Origin of the sequence: Xanthomonas sp. WHRI 6108 (assembly GCF_040202385.2) — a bacterium.
Classification (GTDB): Bacteria; Pseudomonadota; Gammaproteobacteria; order Xanthomonadales; family Xanthomonadaceae; genus Xanthomonas; species Xanthomonas arboricola.
In genome coordinates, this window is sequence record NZ_CP168198.1 from 688,364 (window position 1) to 703,523 (window position 15,160).

13 protein-coding genes are annotated in these 15,160 nt (G+C 66.7%); 7 read left to right on the forward strand and 6 right to left on the reverse strand.

From position 1 onward, the window contains the following. Nucleotides 1–75 precede the first annotated feature (75 nt). The gene (locus ABQ039_RS02980; RefSeq protein ID WP_184610114.1) at nt 76–2,400 is read right to left on the reverse strand and encodes a S9 family peptidase; all 2,325 of its coding nucleotides are present in this window, start codon (nt 2,398–2,400) and stop codon (nt 76–78) included. Between the two features lie 403 nt (nt 2,401–2,803). Between ABQ039_RS02980 and ABQ039_RS02985 the strand changes: the two genes are divergently transcribed. After that, complete coding sequence (locus ABQ039_RS02985; RefSeq protein ID WP_184610117.1) at nt 2,804–4,237, forward strand: GAD-like domain-containing protein; 1,434 nt, start codon at nt 2,804–2,806, stop codon at nt 4,235–4,237. Between the two features lie 50 nt (nt 4,238–4,287). Here the strand turns inward: ABQ039_RS02985 and ABQ039_RS02990 are convergent, their stop codons facing one another. Further along, nucleotides 4,288–5,379, reverse strand: a complete 1,092-nt coding sequence (locus ABQ039_RS02990) for a DUF1615 domain-containing protein (protein ID WP_349778139.1) — start codon at nt 5,377–5,379, stop codon at nt 4,288–4,290. A gap of 441 nt (nt 5,380–5,820) precedes the next feature. On the opposite strand from ABQ039_RS02990, the gene ABQ039_RS02995 reads away from it, so the two are divergent. The 3 genes from ABQ039_RS02995 (at nt 5,821) to ABQ039_RS03005 (ending at nt 9,602) form a co-directional block, all read left to right on the forward strand. Then, the gene (locus ABQ039_RS02995; RefSeq protein ID WP_184610123.1) at nt 5,821–7,695 is read left to right on the forward strand and encodes a diguanylate cyclase; all 1,875 of its coding nucleotides are present in this window, start codon (nt 5,821–5,823) and stop codon (nt 7,693–7,695) included. A 140-nt stretch (nt 7,696–7,835) separates the two neighbouring features. Continuing rightward, complete coding sequence (locus ABQ039_RS03000) at nt 7,836–8,276, forward strand: Rrf2 family transcriptional regulator (protein WP_221232394.1); 441 nt, start codon at nt 7,836–7,838, stop codon at nt 8,274–8,276. Between the two features lie 426 nt (nt 8,277–8,702). Then, nucleotides 8,703–9,602: an NAD(P)/FAD-dependent oxidoreductase gene (locus tag ABQ039_RS03005; RefSeq protein ID WP_349778140.1), complete on the forward strand. Its 900-nt coding sequence runs from the start codon at nt 8,703–8,705 to the stop codon at nt 9,600–9,602. A gap of 64 nt (nt 9,603–9,666) precedes the next feature. Here ABQ039_RS03005 and ABQ039_RS03010 read toward each other — a convergent pair whose 3' ends face one another. Next, the gene (locus ABQ039_RS03010; RefSeq protein WP_184515963.1) at nt 9,667–10,212 is read right to left on the reverse strand and encodes a hypothetical protein; all 546 of its coding nucleotides are present in this window, start codon (nt 10,210–10,212) and stop codon (nt 9,667–9,669) included. A gap of 419 nt (nt 10,213–10,631) precedes the next feature. On the opposite strand from ABQ039_RS03010, the gene ABQ039_RS03015 reads away from it, so the two are divergent. After that, nucleotides 10,632–10,844, forward strand: coding sequence for a hypothetical protein (locus tag ABQ039_RS03015; RefSeq protein ID WP_184610462.1), 213 nt, complete (start codon nt 10,632–10,634; stop codon nt 10,842–10,844). Nucleotides 10,845–11,020: 176 nt separating this feature from the next. Here the strand turns inward: ABQ039_RS03015 and ABQ039_RS03020 are convergent, their stop codons facing one another. Beyond that, nucleotides 11,021–11,575: a hypothetical protein gene (locus ABQ039_RS03020; protein WP_252513637.1), complete on the reverse strand. Its 555-nt coding sequence runs from the start codon at nt 11,573–11,575 to the stop codon at nt 11,021–11,023. Nucleotides 11,576–11,780: 205 nt separating this feature from the next. Next, a complete protein-coding gene (locus ABQ039_RS03025; protein ID WP_260297593.1) occupies nt 11,781–12,722 on the reverse strand; it encodes an SAM-dependent methyltransferase in 942 nt (313 codons plus the stop codon). Nucleotides 12,723–12,937: 215 nt separating this feature from the next. Here ABQ039_RS03025 and ABQ039_RS03030 point away from each other — a divergent pair, with 215 nt between their 5' ends. Then, on the forward strand, nt 12,938–13,813 hold the full coding sequence (locus ABQ039_RS03030) for a DMT family transporter (RefSeq protein ID WP_046345616.1): 876 nt from the start codon (nt 12,938–12,940) through the stop codon (nt 13,811–13,813). Between the two features lie 110 nt (nt 13,814–13,923). Here the strand turns inward: ABQ039_RS03030 and ABQ039_RS03035 are convergent, their stop codons facing one another. Beyond that, a complete protein-coding gene (locus tag ABQ039_RS03035) occupies nt 13,924–14,724 on the reverse strand; it encodes a transporter substrate-binding domain-containing protein (RefSeq protein ID WP_184610129.1) in 801 nt (266 codons plus the stop codon). A gap of 156 nt (nt 14,725–14,880) precedes the next feature. Between ABQ039_RS03035 and ABQ039_RS03040 the strand changes: the two genes are divergently transcribed. Further along, entirely contained in the window at nt 14,881–15,096 is a 216-nt protein-coding gene (locus ABQ039_RS03040; protein WP_024937810.1) for a hypothetical protein, read from the forward strand. Nucleotides 15,097–15,160 lie beyond the last annotated feature (64 nt).

Genomic DNA, 15,160 nt, shown 5'->3' on the forward strand with positions numbered 1-15,160 from the left:
CGGTGAGTGTCGCGGCCGGGGCCGCTCCTACGTGGCAGGGGCCTTCGGGTCGCCGGCTGCCATGCGTGCGTGCGCTCAGTTCTTGGGCATCGGCTTCATCTGGTAGTCGGCCGGTGGCGTGGCGCCGAGCAGGTGTTGCACGAAGTAGTCCCAGCGGCGGCGGCTGACATACGGGGTGAGCTCGCCATAGCCGTGCTTGGCATTGGGCAGCATCAGCATGTCGAAGGTCTTGTTGGCCTTGATCAGGGCATCGGCCACCAGCAGGGTGAGATACGGCGGCACGTTGTCGTCCAGGGTGCCGTGCACCAGCATCAGCTTGCCCTTGAGTTTGCTGGCGTGGGTGGCGTTGGCCTGGTCGTCGTAGTTGGAGCTGCCGTCCTTGTTGACGATGTGCTCGCCGTGATACTTCTCGGCCCAGTCGTCCTCGTAGCCGCGGTTGTCGTGGTTGCCGCTTTCCGACCAGGCCACCTTGAAGAAGTCCGGGTAGCGCAGCATCGCGGCGGTGGATGCATTGCCGCCGCCGGAGTGGCCCCAGATACCGACGCGGCCCAGGTCGATCCACGGATAGCGCTGGCCGAGTTCCTTCAGGCCGGCCACCTGGTCGGGCAGGGTGTTGTCGCCCATGTTGGCGTACCAGGTGTCGTGGAAGGTCTTGGAGCGCCACGGTGTGCCCATGCCGTCGATGGCGACCACGATGAAACCCAGCTCCGCCAGCGATTGATTGTCGCCATGGCCGGCAAGGAAACTGCGGCCGCGGACCGAACCGGTCTGCGGGCCGGGATAGACGTAATCGATGACCGGGTACTTGCGCGCCGGGTCGAAGTTGCTGGGCTTGAACATCAGGCCGTACAGCGTGGTCTTGCCATCGCGTGCCTTGACCGTGATCGGCTCCGGCGGCACCCAGCCGGCCGCCTTGAGGCGGCTGATGTCGGCAGTGGCAATGGTGCTGACCGTGCGTCCGTCGCCGGCGTCGCGCAGCAGCGTGACCGGTGGCGTGACCGAGGTGGAGTAGGTATCGACAAAGCGGACGCCATCGGGCGCCAGCGCGATGCTGTGATCGGCGACTTCTGGCGTGAGCAGCACCGGCTCACCACCGTCCAGGCTCACCTTCCACAGCTGCTGGTAATACGGGTCCACGCCCGTGCTGCGGCCGACGCCGACAAACCAGGCAGTGCGTGTCACCGGGTCCACGCGCAGCAGTTCGGTGACGTTGCCCTCGCCGCTGGTGATCGCGCGCTTGGGCTTGCCGGTGGCCAGGTCGTAGAGATACAGCTGGCCCCAATCGCTGCGCTCGGAAAACCACACCGCCTCGTTGCTGCCGGGCAGGTACGCCCAGTTCGCGGCGACCTGGCCGCTTTCGTAATAGGTCTTGGCGGTTTCGTCGAAGGCGGTGCGCACGTCGCCGGTGGCGACATCAGCAATGCGCAACCAGGCCTGCTTGTGGAAGCGCGAGGTGGACACGAAGGCCAGCGTCTTGCCGTCCGGCGCCCACTTCACGTCGTCCCACAGGCCCGGCGAGCAGCTGACGTCATCGCACAGGGTGGAGCGGTGCTGGTCGGGCGGCAGTTTCAGCCGCAGCACGCTGCGCGTGGGCACGTCGATGACCACGCGCTCGATCATGGTCACGTCCTTGTCGCCGGCCAGCGGATATTTCCACGACTGCAGTTCCGGATGCCCGAGCTTGGTGCTGACCAGGTACATGTCGCCGGTCTTGCGCTGGTCCTGCTGGAAGGTGGCGATCTTGCGCGAGTCCGGCGACCACGCAACGATGGCGTTGTCGCTGTGCTGCCAGCCGGCGTTGTCGGTGGCGTAGCCGAAGTTTTCCACGCCGTCGCGGGTGAGCTGGGTCTCCTGGCCGCTGGCGAGATCGCGCACCCACAGGTTCCAGTTGCGGATGAAGGCTTCGCTGCGCTTGTCCGGCGACAGCACGCCCGGCTCGGCCTTGTCCTTTGCATACAGCTTGCTGCAGCGCGCACGCGCATCGCAGACCACGGCGGTGTCGCGCACGTTGAGGCGGTAGCGGCCATCGGCGGTGCGCTTGACCGCTGGGGCGAAGGTGTCGGCCTTGAGCGGCTTGTCGCCGGTCTTGAGCAGCGTATTGAGCGAGGCGACCAATGCGGACTGCTTGAAGATCGGCGCGCTCTTGCCGGTGGCGGTGTCCAGCTGCAACAGCTGGTTGCCCTTGGCATCGTGGTCGACATAGACCACGTGGGTGGCGTCCAGCCAGTCGATGCGGGTGGCCTGGTGATCGACCAGCGGTTGCGCCAGATAGCTGGTGAGGCGCTCGGCGCGGGCGTAGTCGGCCTCGGTCACGGCAGGCGTCTGTGCGCTGGCGAGTGCCGGCAGGGTGGCCAGGGCGATGGCGGCGAACAGCTGCCGCAACGGCAACGGGGTGGGCATGAAAGACTCTCCGGGACGAAAGGAGCGCGCGACGCGGTCGGCGCGACCGTCCGATGCTACCCGCCAGATGGGCCGGGCGCCTCTGCCAGAAGTCGTGCTCGCGCCATTGTCGACCGGGGCGGGCCGCACGCGTTTCGGCGACCGAAGCGGGGCGGGCCTGTGGTGGAGCGGTTGCCGAGCGCATCGCCCGGTCCGGCATCGCCGCAGCGTGACCGATGAGGTTCGTCGAGCGCGATGCCCATCGAGGCAGATCACACCCGTGGACCGCACGCGCGCCGGTGATCGGCCAGCCACTGACTGCGGGAATGTCCCAGCATGAACTCCGCTTCTCGGCGTCCACACAGGGCCATGCGGCACGATTTGGGTTTACTGCACGCACGCAACGTTGACTGGAGGCCGTCTGATGTCATGGTTCCGCCGCTTGGCACTGTCCCCCTTTATCAAGGCACACCCGCCGCGCAAGACGCAGCCTGCCCCGGCGGACCTGATTGCCGCCTATGCGCCGGTGCTGCCTGCCAGCCTGCTTGAACTCTGGCGCCAAAAAGGACTGGGGCACTATGGCGACATGCAACTCGCGCTGATCGACCCCCGGCAATGGCAACCGGTGCTGGATCGCTGGATCGTCTCGCCACCCGATGCGGTGCGGCGTATTCCGATCGCGCTCACCCCCTTCGGCGCGCTGCTGTACTACCGCAAGCTGACCGCCACCGACGAAGACGTGGTCTACCTGGACCCGGTCTCCAAAGACGCCGCTGACCTGAGCTGGAGCCTGGACGACTTCTTCAACCAGTCCCTGTGCGAGGCGGAATTCTGCGACTCCCTGATCCCATCGGCCCTGCTCGCCGCCGCGCGCAAAGAGTGCGGCGCACTGGCTGCGGGCGAGGTCTACGAGATTGATCAGATGTTGTTTTCGATGCAGATGTTGCGGGTCAACAAGGTCGATGCGTTGGCGCTGCACACCCGGCTTCGCGATGCTGTCGACGGCCCTGCAACCGTTGCTGATGCAGCGACGACCAATGGTGAGGCACTACCCGCAGCGCAGCGCTCCATGTTCGAGGGCCTCTTCAACGCGCCACAGTCCGGCAACGACCTGCACGGCGTGTACCTGTCGTCGTATATCGATTGGCATCGCATGCTGGCGCTCGAGCCCAACGGCCAGTATCGCCTACTGTTTTGGAAAATCGATCATCGCAGCCTTGCACGCACCGATGTGCGTGCGTATGCGGGCCGCTACGAGGTAACGCAGACCGAGATTGGCGACGAACACGTGACGCTCGATATTCGGTTGCGCAGCGACTCCAGTGGTAGCGATGCCAACGATGCGCAGCTGGTGGTCATGCGCTCGGGTACCGACATGTTCCTGCTGCGCGCCGACGAGCTGGCAGACATGGCAACGGCCATGGATGGCTCGAAAACGCTGGGCCGCAGCGAGTACTACTTTCGCAAGGTGGGGTTGGGCGATGCATTTGTCGAGGAGCCATCCGGTGGACGCGCTGCGCCCCCGCTTGCCGATCTTCCACGCGCGTTACAGCAACGGGTGACTGCCGAAGCGATCATCGCCACCATCACCCATGTGGACGACGTCGACCTGGACGCTGAAGACGACGGCGCCGGCACCGTCATGTGCACACTGGACCGAGGCCAGGACGATGGGCTGCGCATGAACATGCCGCTGCGCTCGCCGCCAGACACCGGGCGCGCCCTGTATGGCTGGGTCTGGGAGATGCACCCTGCCGCGTGTCGGGTCGGCATCAACTATCAACGCGGCAGCGATGGCAAGGTGGAACATGGCCCTGTTGTCGGCGATGTGTTGACCAGTCGCCTGAGCGGGGAATGAGATGGCGGTGCGCAGCGCAGGCAGTGCTCGCAGCGCGGCAAGCCAGTCGCTTACTTGCCCATGCAGCGCTTCCAGCGCTCGTTCACGCGTTGCGCGAACCAGGCGGTGGTGAGGGTGCGGGTGATCTTGGGGCTTTCCAGCGTGATGCCGGGCAGCACCGCGCGCGGCAGCGGCTTGCCGGCACTGCGCTCGGCCAGCGCGAAGACCTGGCGATACAGCGCGGTGTCTTCGAAATCGGCAGAGTTGCCGGCTACCAGGGCGCGGCGTAGCTGCCGGTCGCTCATTGCCAGCTGGCTGCCCAGGGCGCGTGCGGCGCGTTCGGTGCCGCCGGGCGCATCCAGGCTGGCACCCGGTGTCAGCAGGTCGCCGTCCAGGATCAGCGCGATGCCGCTGGCCCTGCTCAGCGCCGCCTGGAAGGCGGCATTGCGGCTGGCGTACCAGCCGGCATTGAAGTCGGCAAAGCGGTACAGCAGGGCGTCGTAACTGGCCGGATACCCGAGCAGGTGCCTGGTGCCGAACCACAGCCCGCCGCGACGGCTGAACACCTCGTGGCGGATCGAGTCGCCGGGCGGATACGGGTAGCGCTCGGCATGCTGCTCGGCAAAGGCGATGCTGACCTGCATCGGCCCGGCGGTATGTACCGGGTTGAGCCCGTCGAACAAACGCGCGCCCAGCGGCACGCTGCCGGTGAAGTCTTCGAAGATGCGGCTCAGCTCCTGCTCGGTGCGCGCGCTCGCGATGCGCGTGGCATAGCTGCGGCCGTCGGGCGAGTCGATGCGCAGGGCGGCATCGACCATGAAGCCGGGGATGTGATGCGCGCTGGCGCGGCGGTCGATCTCGGCACGCGAAATCTTGCCGAGATTGGGTACCACCGGGTTGGCCTGGTAGGTCGACTCCTGCTCGGTCACCGCCAGCACCGCGCAGATGTGCTCGGCGCTGGTGTCCAGCCCCTGCGAGGACAGCGCCACGTAGACATCGTCGGCCCAGCCGTTGCGATCGCCCAGCGTGGCCGGCAGGCGCCGCGCGATGTCGGCCTTGACCGCGTCCGGGGAGCGCTGTGGCGCACGCGGCGCCTGGGTGGCGCAGGCCGACAGCAAGGCGACGGCGAGCAGCGTGAGCAGGCGGGGCAGGCGGGATGTCACGGCGTCTCCAGGATCCGGGGGGGGGGCGGCAGGTGCCGTGCCGCAGTTTACGTGGCTGTCGCGGGGTGGTTGCATGCGGCGATGTGCAGCAGCCGCGACGGCGCGGGTCGCCCGCCGGGGCGCAGCGCTTGCCAAGGAGCACGGCCGCAGGCCGCGGTCATGCGATCTGCAGGCCGATTCAAGCCCGCTGCATGCAAGCCGCTAACGATCTTGACGCATAGCGTGGCGATCACATGACCTGCCGTGTTCGCCGGTCATCATGACCGCGTGTTTTTGCATCGAAGTAGCGTCCGTCAGACGCCGACATCGCCCCGATTCCACTGCCAGCCAACCATGGGAGAGCTCGAGTGCCGCAGCAACCAGCAAACCCGATGCGGGCCGGGCGGCGCTTGCTGTGCACGGCAGCCATGCGGTGTGGCTCATCGTCGCCGTGAGGTGTCGATGAGCAGTGCGACGCCACGCTGGCGGCGCATGGCCGTGGGGATGGCTGCAATGCTGTTCAGCGCGGCGCTGTGGGCGCAGCCGCAGCCGTGGAAGAGCATCGAGACCGCCGCGATCGACGACCCCAGGGCCGCCTTGCAGGCCGCCCAGGCTGCGTTCGAGCGTGCCCGCAGCGATGGCGACGCCGATGCGCAGTTCTGGGCCTCGCTGGCGCAGGCGCGCGTGCTGATTTCGCTGGAAGAGACCGAGCGCCGCCAGACAGCCCTGGCCCAGGCGCATGCGCTGCTGGAACGTGTGCGCGGCAACGCGGCGCAGGCGCAGCTGTGGCTGGCGATCGTGCAGGCGCTCAGCGATGTGCGCGAGAGCCCCAACCGCGGCATGCTGGCGCGGCTGGAAGCGCTGCGTCAGCAGGCGCGCGCGCTGGGGCGCAACGATCTGCTGTGCGAGATCGAAGCGGTCGACATGTGGAGCATGCTCGCCTCCGGCAGCAGCGACGAGGCCTGGAACGCGGCGCAGGCCAGTTACCAGTGCGCAGTGCGCGAACACAACTTGAGCCTGGAGCTGGATGCCTTGACCCAGCTCGGCTCGCTGGCCAGCCGGGTAGGTGGCCGTTCGGCGGAAGACAACGATGCCGAGGACTATCTGCAGCGCGCCCTGGCGCGCCTGCGCGGCCAGCCGGCACGCTTCCAGCGCAGCCTGATTGAATACGAATACGGCACCTCGCTGGCAGCGCAGCAGCCGGACGCGTCGCTGCTGCATTTCAGGCGTGCGCTGGCGCTCAGCCGCGAGCTGGGCGATCAGGCCGGCGTGGCCGCGGCATTGACCAGCGCCAGCGAGGTGCTGATCGACGCCGGCGATGCCGCTGCAGCACTGGCAATGGCGCGCGAGGCGCTGCCGTTGATGCAACGCCAGGGCAACGTCGGCCGCGTGGCCGCCTGCCATGCGGTGTTGCTGCGGGCATTGACCGCGCTCAAGTCCGGCAGCCTCGGCATGGAGATCATCGCGGCCAGGGCAGCGGACGATCCCAATCTGCCGTTGGTGCGGCGCGCGCGACTGCTCGATGCCATCGCCCAGGCACTGGCAGCGGAGGGGCGGCATGCCGAGGCCTACCAGGAACTGCAGCGCGCCAACACGCTGCGCGCGCAGAGCCTGGATCGCCAGCGCGACACCGTGATGCTGCGCCTGCAGGCGCGTTACGAAGATGCACGCCGTGGCGCGGAAACCGCCGAGCTGCGCCGCCGCAGCGAGACCGCGCAACTGGCGTTGCAGGCCCGCGAAGCCGGTCAACGCGCCTTGTGGATTGCGCTCTGCGCGGCCTGCCTGCTGTTGCTGGGCGCGCTGGTGGTGCTGGCCTTCGGTGCGCGCCACCGGCGACAACTCTCGCGGCTGGCGATGCGCGACGAACTCACCGGCCTGTCCAATCGCCGCGCCATTCGCGCCGAGGCGCAGCAGCAGGTCGAGCAGGCGGTGCGCTCGCAGATCCCGTGCATGCTGGCATTGATCGATCTGGACCACTTCAAGCTGATCAACGACATGCATGGGCACGCCGCGGGCGATGCCGTGCTCAAGGCGCTTGCCAGCGCCTCCAGGCTGGCGCTGCGCACGCAGGATCGGCTGGGCCGGCTGGGCGGCGAAGAGTTCCTGCTGGTGCTGCCGGGTTGCAGCGCAGAGGAGATTCCGGCGGTGTTCGCACGGCTGCGCAACGCGGTGGCCGCGATCGAGATCGCCGGCCTGCCCGCCAACCAGCCGGTGCGCTTCTGCATGGGCGCGGTGAGCGTCACTGCGGGGAGCGGCCTGGATGTGCTGCTGGGGCAGGCCGATCTTGCGCTGTACGCCGCCAAGACCGCCGGGCGCGATCAATGGGCGGTGGTCTGAGTGCCGCATGCGCGGCTGCGCGGCGCCGGCTGCGACATCTGCGCGGGGCTGCGGCACAATCGTGCGGTGGCGCTGCCACGTTGCCTTCCGTCGATTGAGCGAACCGAGACCGCGTGCGAACCGATAGCCGCCTTTCCCGCATGCTGCATGTGCTGTTGCACATGGCCAGAAGCCAGCAGCCGATGACCTCCGAGCAGATCGCCGGCATGCTGTCGACCAATGCGGTGGTGGTGCGTCGGACCATGGCCGGCTTGCGCGCTGCCGGCTACGTGCAGTCGAGCAAGGGCCACAACGGTGGCTGGCATATCGCGTGCGACCTGACCCAGGTGACATTGCTGGACGTGCATCGCGCAGTGGGCGGCCCGCATCTGTTTGCGATCGGCGCCGATCACCCCAACCCGCAGTGTGGCGTGGAGCGCGTGGTCAACGCAGCCATCGCTGACGCGCTGGCCGAGGCGCAAGCCGTGTTGCTGCAGCGCCTGGGCACGGTGACGCTGGCAACGCTGGCGGACGAGTTCGATGCACTGTGCACGGCAGCCGCGCTGCCCGCCGGTTCGCCGACAGGCAAACGCAGGCGCTGACGCACACCAGCTGTGCATACGCCGTTGTACATGGCGTGCAGCCGGGATGGCAGGCGCGCGGTGTGCCTGTGCTTGCAGTCCCGTGCGGCGCGTATGCATGCGCTTTGCGGCAGCTGGTCGGCATCGATCGCAGACAGGGCGCGCTTAGCCAGGCACAGTTGCCAGGACGCTGTCGTTTCCTGACGTGGCGCGTATATGCGCACCCGCGCAGCACCGCCACGCCGCACTGCCCATTGCTTTCAGGCGATGACGCGAATCGCAGCCGATCACGGCAAGCGCGACAGCGGGCAGCGCATCACCCCTCGGTCGCACACGCAATCCTTCAACCATCGAGCGGGTAGCCACGTCAGCACAGCGCGGTTGAATCGCCGGTCTTTTCATGTAACATCGAAAAGTACATAAAGCGGATTTCAACCGGGAGCGGACATGCAGCACGACGTGATCATCATTGGCGGCAGCTATGCCGGGCTGTCGGCCGGGCTGCAGCTGGCGCGTGCCCGGCGTACGGTCCTGGTGATCGATAGCGGCCAGCGCCGCAATCGCTTTGCCACCACCTCGCACGGGTTTCTCAGCCGCGACGGTGCATCGCCTGCGCAGATTGCCGAGACCGGACGCGCGCAGCTGCTGGCCTATCCGAGCGTGCAATGGGCCGACGGCCAGGTGATACAGCTACGCGGCGAGGCGGAAGCCTTCGAGGTGACGCTGGCCGATGGCTCCACGCATACCGCGCGTCGCCTTGTTTTGGCGATGGGGGTGGTCGATCGTCTGCCGGCGTTGGCCGGCCTGGCAGAACGCTGGGGCACGCAGGTGTTCGCCTGCCCGTATTGTCACGGCTATGAGCTGGGCCAGGGCCGCATCGGCGTGCTTGCCACCTCCGCCTTTGCGGTGCATCAGGCGGCCATGCTGCCGGACTGGGGTGCAACACAGCTGTTCTTGAACGACGCGGTGGTGCTGGACGAGGCGCAGCACGCGCACTTGCAGGCACGTGGCGTGCAGGTGGTGGGCGGCACAGTGGCGGCGCTGCAAGGCGATGGCGACGTGCTGGAGCTGGTGTTGCGCGATGGGCAGGTCTGCGCGCTGGATGGCTTGTTCATCACCACCCAGACCGAACTCAGTGCCTTGGTCGCATCGCTTGGATGCAGCACCAGCGATGGGCCGCTGGGCCGTCATATCGCGGTGGATGCCATGCAGGCCACTTCGGTGCCGGGTATCGCTGCCTGCGGCGATGTGGCCAACCCGGCGGCATCGATCGTCTTTGCGGTTGCCAGCGGCGCAATGGCCGGCGTGGCAACGCATCGCTCGTTGATGTTCGGTCTGAGCAACTGAGCGGCGTGTTGCGATCGTCCCTGCAGACCAGGCCGGCCTGCAGGGGAGATCGTGGCTGCGCTGCTTACTGGCTGACTTCCTGCATCGCAATCTTGTGCTGCTTGGAATACGCGCGCTGCGCGGTATTCAGCGCTTCCATATCGGTGTTGAGCTGGGCGGACACGGTTTCCAGGTCCTTGGCCAACGGCGCCAGCTCGGCATTGCCGTAGCCGTTGGGCAGGGCCGCCACGCGTTCGAGCGCGGCCATCATCGCGTCGGCACGCTTGAGGTAGGCCGACAGCTTGCCGTCCAGGTCCTTGGCGTTGTCTGGCACGCCCGCGGCCATGGCGGTATTGGCCTGCGCGTTGGCGGCCAGTGCCTTGCGCTGGCTGCCCAGTGCGGTCTTGTAGCTGTCCAGCGGCTTGTGCGCGACGGCATCGGCCACCAGGCTCTGCCCGCGATCGCCCGACACCCACGGGTCGATGATGGTGACCGCGCCATTCCAGACCGAGATGTTGTGCAGCAGGTAGTCGCTGGAAGAGAGCTTGGAGGCGCCGGTGGTGGTGCCGCCACCGCAGGCAGCCAGCAGCAGACTGAAAGAGACAAGCAGGAACGTGGTGAACGTCTTCAAAGCGAAAGATCCTTGGTACGAGGCCGTTGTTGTCACTGCATGGCGAAGACGGCAAAAACCCCAAGGAAGCGCCCGGACAATCCATGTTGCACTGTTGCTGGCCATCTTCCCTGAGACGAATGCAGCGTGGAGCATTCCATTCACTCTGAGCGAGTGCGCTGCGCCATCAGTATAGCGGCCGCGCTCAGCCGGCAGGTGCGTGTCATGCGCTCGTTGCGCGACCACCAGGTGCTGCATGCGTGCGATGGATGGCCTCGGCCGGTTGCGCTGCGCGTACACTGCGCCGCCACCATCGAACCGATGCCTGCGTGAAAAAGAAGCGGCCCAAATCACCGCCACCTGCGCCAGCTCCCGCAGCGTCCCGGATCCACGAATGGATCATCGGCGGGGGAGCGGTTGTCGTGGCAATCGCCTGCTGCATGCGGCTGTGGCTGGTGCTGGAGGCGATCGTCACGGGGCGCTATATCAGCGTCATCCGCGGCCGGCCGACCAGGGTCTTCTACGCGGATGCAGACCCGCAGCGGTTCTGGATCGCCGTCGGCTGGGATGCGTTGCTGACCAGTGTGCCGTTGGCGCTCATCGCCTGGTTCACCTACGTTGCCTGGACCACGTACCGACGCGGCAGGCGGTGACCTGCGTGGTCGTTCCACAGCATGCGCAACTGCGGTGCCGCGGTGCCGCGCTGTCGACGACGCGGCTGCGCAGGCGTGCGGCAAGCCGCTGTTGAGTACACGGTGTTGATCAGCGGTCGGGTCACACGGCCGTGGCAACCGTTTGCGCCGATCGATGCCTGCGCATCATGCGGCCATCAGGGCTGTGTCTGCTTTTGCTTTTGCTTGCGTGATGGCGGCTGCGTCTCGCGCTTGGGCCAGGTGTCGTAGCTGTAGACGAACTGCTTCTGATCGGCTCCCATGGTCGGGTCGCAGTGCCAGGAAGTGGCGACGCTGCCGGGTTCCAGCACGCCATCGACTTCGCGCACGGCCTGCGCTTCGAACGCGCAGATCGCCCCGTACAGTTTGATATCCCAGTCCGGCGCAGAGGTGGGGTGGGCGTGTTGCACCAGCACGATGTCGCTGCCGTGGAAGTGGTGCACCTGGGCGCCGTATTCGCGATTGATGCTGAAGTAGCACGGTGCGCCGATGCCCAGCGGGAGCACTTCGTCATCGCGCAGGATCGCGCACTTGCCGGCGTGTTCGCCCAGGCGAATCGTACGCCCGGCAAGGACCGCGGTGATCACCGGATGGCGGGTGGTGACTTCGGACATGGGCTGCGGCGGCGGCGACGTCTGCGGAGCGGTCTGCGCGTGTGCGCCGGTCATCACCAACAGCGCGGCGAGCAACCAGGTCGGAAAGCGGATGCGCATGCAACGTCCTTGTCGTGGGCGCTGCAGTATCGCAGATCCGTTTGCTGGTCAGGCGCGGCTGGCACGCCGGCCGCACTTCAGTCAGACAGCGACGGCCAGCACCCGGGTCGGCATCTGTCTGCTGCATTGCGGTTTCGCGTGCAGCGTCGACAGGCAGCTGGCGGCGACTGACGGCGCGTTTTCGGTTGCGGCAAACATCCTGCAATCAGCGCCGTGCCGGCAGCGTCGCCAGCACACCATCCAGCGCCAGTTGCGTGCTGAAGCCGGCCTTGCTCAGGCGTTTGCTCACTTCGTTGGGCACATCGCGCCCGCTGGTGAGCCGGTTGGGCGCGCCGGTGTAGTGGAACAGGCGCCCGCCACGCCGCAACACCCGCGCCAGCTGGTCGTAGAACAGCTGCGAATACAGTTCGCCGGCAATGCCGAAGCGCGGCGGGTCGTGCAGGATGGCATCGACCGAATCGTCTGCCAGCGTGGCGATGTGCTGCGAGATATCGGCGTGGGTGAGCTGCAGGCGTCCACCGTAGGCGGCATCGTCCGGGTCCGGCGACCAGGGATTGAGCGTGCGCAACCACAGCACGTCGGCATTCTTTTCGAACGAGTGCAGCTGCGCCACCCAGGCTTCCAGGCAGCAGGCAGCGAAGTAGCCCAGCCCACCGCAGGTATCCAGCACGATCTTGCCGCGCGGGTCGACCAGCGCCACCTTGCGGCGCGCATCGTCGAACGGCGACAGCTGCGCCGACGGCAGCATCTTGATGCCATCGATCTCGAAGGTGGGCGCACCCCATTCGGTGGGAACGAGCTTGATCAGCGCACCGCTGAAACGCGAGATCGGGGCGAAATCGTCACCGTCCCAGAAGTACAGCGTGCGCTCCTTGAACTTGCCCGGATACGGGTAGCCCCTGCCGCGCCACTGCCAGGTCTGCGCATCCAGCTGCGCGGTGCCGGTACTGCGGCCCAGGTCCAGCGAGCCGGTCCATTGGGTCAGACCGCTGCCGCGCGCGGCAAGCAGCGCCTGGGCATCGGAGGAAATGAGGAGTGGGCCGGAGTAGTGGGGCACGAGTCGCTGGTCTGGGTGGGCAGGCGTCACGCGCGCTGCGGGTGCGAGGGATGGACTGGCATCGTAACCGACCCCATCACGCATGCGCATCCAGCGCACCGCGGGCACGATGGCGCGGCGGCGCAGCGGCGGTCTCTGCAGCGACATGGGGCGGCGGGCCGTCTGCAATGGTGTGCCGGTGGTGATGCATGAGCCGTCGTGCCCGGATGCATGCGCCGATTCCTCTGACGCACGCCGCACCGCATACTGCGCACTTGCCCCCATCGACATGTTGTCCGATTGGCGCCAACTGTGGAGGATCGGCAATGCTGAAGGGTGTGTTGTTGGGGTTTGCCTGTTATGCGGCCTATTCGATCAGCGATGCGTTCGTGAAGCTGCTGGAAGGCACGCTGCCGGTCTACGAAGTGCTGTTTCTCGGTGCGCTGCTGATGCTGGTGGCTGTGCCATTTTTGAAGAAGCCGGACGACCGGTTGCGCGAGCTGGTGATGGCCAAGCAACCCAGCCTGTGGCTGTTGCGTGCGCTCACCGGTGCCATCGGCAATCTGACCTCGGTGATTGCGTTCACCACCTTGCCGATGGCCGAGGCGTTTGCGCTGATCTTCCTGATGCCGATCTTCGTCACCGTGCTGTCGGTGGTGTTTCTCAAGGAAGAAGTGCACTGGCGGCGCTGGTCGGCGGTGATCGTCGGCTTCATCGGTGTATTGATCGTGCTGCGCCCGGGCTTTCGCCATCTCACCCACGGGCATGTGGCCGCGATCGTGTGTGGCCTGGTCGGTGCGATCTCGGTCATCACGCTGCGCATGGCCGGGCATAGCGAAAAACGCCTGACCTTGTACGGCGCCGGGGTGATCGGCCCGTTGGTGATGGGCGGGATCATGATGTTGCCGACCTTTGTCTGGCCCACGCTGTCTCAGTGGGGGCTGTTGGCCGGCTACGGCCTGCTTGCCGGCCTGGCGGCGATCTGCCTGATGTACGCCACGCGCATGGCGCCGGTGAGCGTGGTTGCGCCCACGCAATACAGCCAGATGCTGTGGGCGATCGCCTTCGGCTACCTGCTGTTCCATGACCACCTGGACTGGCCGATGGCGGTCGGCATCGCACTGATTCTGGGCGCAGGCCTGTTCACGCTGATCCGTGAGGAGCAGGTGTCGCGGTGGTGGCGGCGGACGAAGATTGTCTGAGAGCGGGGATTGGGGAGTCGGGATTGGGGATTGGTAACGGCGTTAAAGCGTGTTGTCGCTGGTGTCAATTGCCGCTGCCAATCCCGAATCCCGACTCCCCAATCCCGGTTTTACGGGGGCGCAGTGGATTCCTTGCGCGGTGCGCGCCAGGTTTCAACGATGCGCGCGTACTCGCCGCTGGCCTTGCTCAGGTGCAGCCACTGGTCGACGTACCCTTTCCAGGGCTGGTCGTTGCGCGGTAGCAGGAAGGCTTTTTCGCCGTATTGCAGCGGCTGCTCCGGTGCGATTGCGCACAGGCTGGGCAGGCGTGCCTGCTGGTGGAGCGCTTCGGAGGCGTCGGTGATCATCACGTCCGCGCGCTGCTGCAGCAGCTCCTGGAAGATGGTGGTGTTGTCGGCGAACAGGCGCAGGTGCGCGCGCGGCAATTGTTGGCGCGCGAAGGCCTCGTTGGTGCCGCCGGGCGGTTCGATCACACGCACCTCGGGTCGGTTGAGTTGCGCCAGGCTGCGGTAACGCGCCTGGTCGGCGCAGCGCACCAGCGGAATCTTGCCGTCCACATCCAGCACCGCACTGAAATTGGCCTGGCGTTGCCGTTGCAAGGTGACCGAAATGCCGCCGACCGCGATATCGCAGCGATCGGCGAGCAGGTCGGGCATCAGTTGCGGCCAGCTGGTGCGGACGAACGCCACGCGCGCGCCCAGGCTGCCGGCCAGCGACTGCGCCAGGGAGATATCGCTGCCCTCGAACTGCCCGTCGGCACGCAGCAGCGAATAGGGGCGATAGTCGCCGGTGGTGCAGACCCGCAGCACGCCGGATTGCAGCACCGCATCCAGGCGTGAGGCAGGCTCGGGCGCGGCTGCGTGCGCAAGGCCGCAGCTGAGCAGGAACGCAAGGCAGATGCGATGGCGCATGACGTGGCCTCGGAAAGATGCGGCCATGATAGTCGTGGCCAATGCGGTGTGGCCGACGTCAACGGCATGTCAGCACGATCCTGCCCGGGATCACGGTGCGGTAGCGCTGCAATGCGCACTGTCGGTGCTTCATTCGAACCGATCGGAGTCACCCTCATGCAGCTCAATCCACGCACTGCGCGTCCGATGACCACCGCCATTGCCGGGCTGTCGGCACACGGCACGCCCGATCCGGATACCAATGAAGACGAAATCCCGCTGGAAGAACAGACCCCGCAGCAAGGCGGTTTGCGCGAGGAGGTGGGCGATCTGGAAGAAGACGACGATCAGGCATTGCCCGGCCGCGTCGGTGGCGGGCTTGCGGGTGGTTGATGCGGGGGGTAAGAGCGGCTAACCAAGCACTTGAGTAGCCACCAGGCGTGTGCGGCCGACACTG

Coding starts and splice junctions, on each gene's coding strand:
- ABQ039_RS03020 (WP_252513637.1), bottom strand. CDS start 11,575: ATGCGCATCCGCTTTCCGACCTGGTTGCTCGCCGCGCTGTTGGTGATG.
- ABQ039_RS03035 (WP_184610129.1), bottom strand. CDS start 14,724: ATGCGCCATCGCATCTGCCTTGCGTTCCTGCTCAGCTGCGGCCTTGCG.
- ABQ039_RS03040 (WP_024937810.1), top strand. CDS start 14,881: ATGCAGCTCAATCCACGCACTGCGCGTCCGATGACCACCGCCATTGCC.
- ABQ039_RS02980 (WP_184610114.1), bottom strand. CDS start 2,400: ATGCCCACCCCGTTGCCGTTGCGGCAGCTGTTCGCCGCCATCGCCCTG.
- ABQ039_RS03030 (WP_046345616.1), top strand. CDS start 12,938: ATGCTGAAGGGTGTGTTGTTGGGGTTTGCCTGTTATGCGGCCTATTCG.
- ABQ039_RS02985 (WP_184610117.1), top strand. CDS start 2,804: ATGTCATGGTTCCGCCGCTTGGCACTGTCCCCCTTTATCAAGGCACAC.
- ABQ039_RS03015 (WP_184610462.1), top strand. CDS start 10,632: ATGCGGCTGTGGCTGGTGCTGGAGGCGATCGTCACGGGGCGCTATATC.
- ABQ039_RS03000 (WP_221232394.1), top strand. CDS start 7,836: ATGCTGCATGTGCTGTTGCACATGGCCAGAAGCCAGCAGCCGATGACC.
- ABQ039_RS02995 (WP_184610123.1), top strand. CDS start 5,821: ATGAGCAGTGCGACGCCACGCTGGCGGCGCATGGCCGTGGGGATGGCT.
- ABQ039_RS03005 (WP_349778140.1), top strand. CDS start 8,703: ATGCAGCACGACGTGATCATCATTGGCGGCAGCTATGCCGGGCTGTCG.
- ABQ039_RS03025 (WP_260297593.1), bottom strand. CDS start 12,722: ATGCGCATGCGTGATGGGGTCGGTTACGATGCCAGTCCATCCCTCGCA.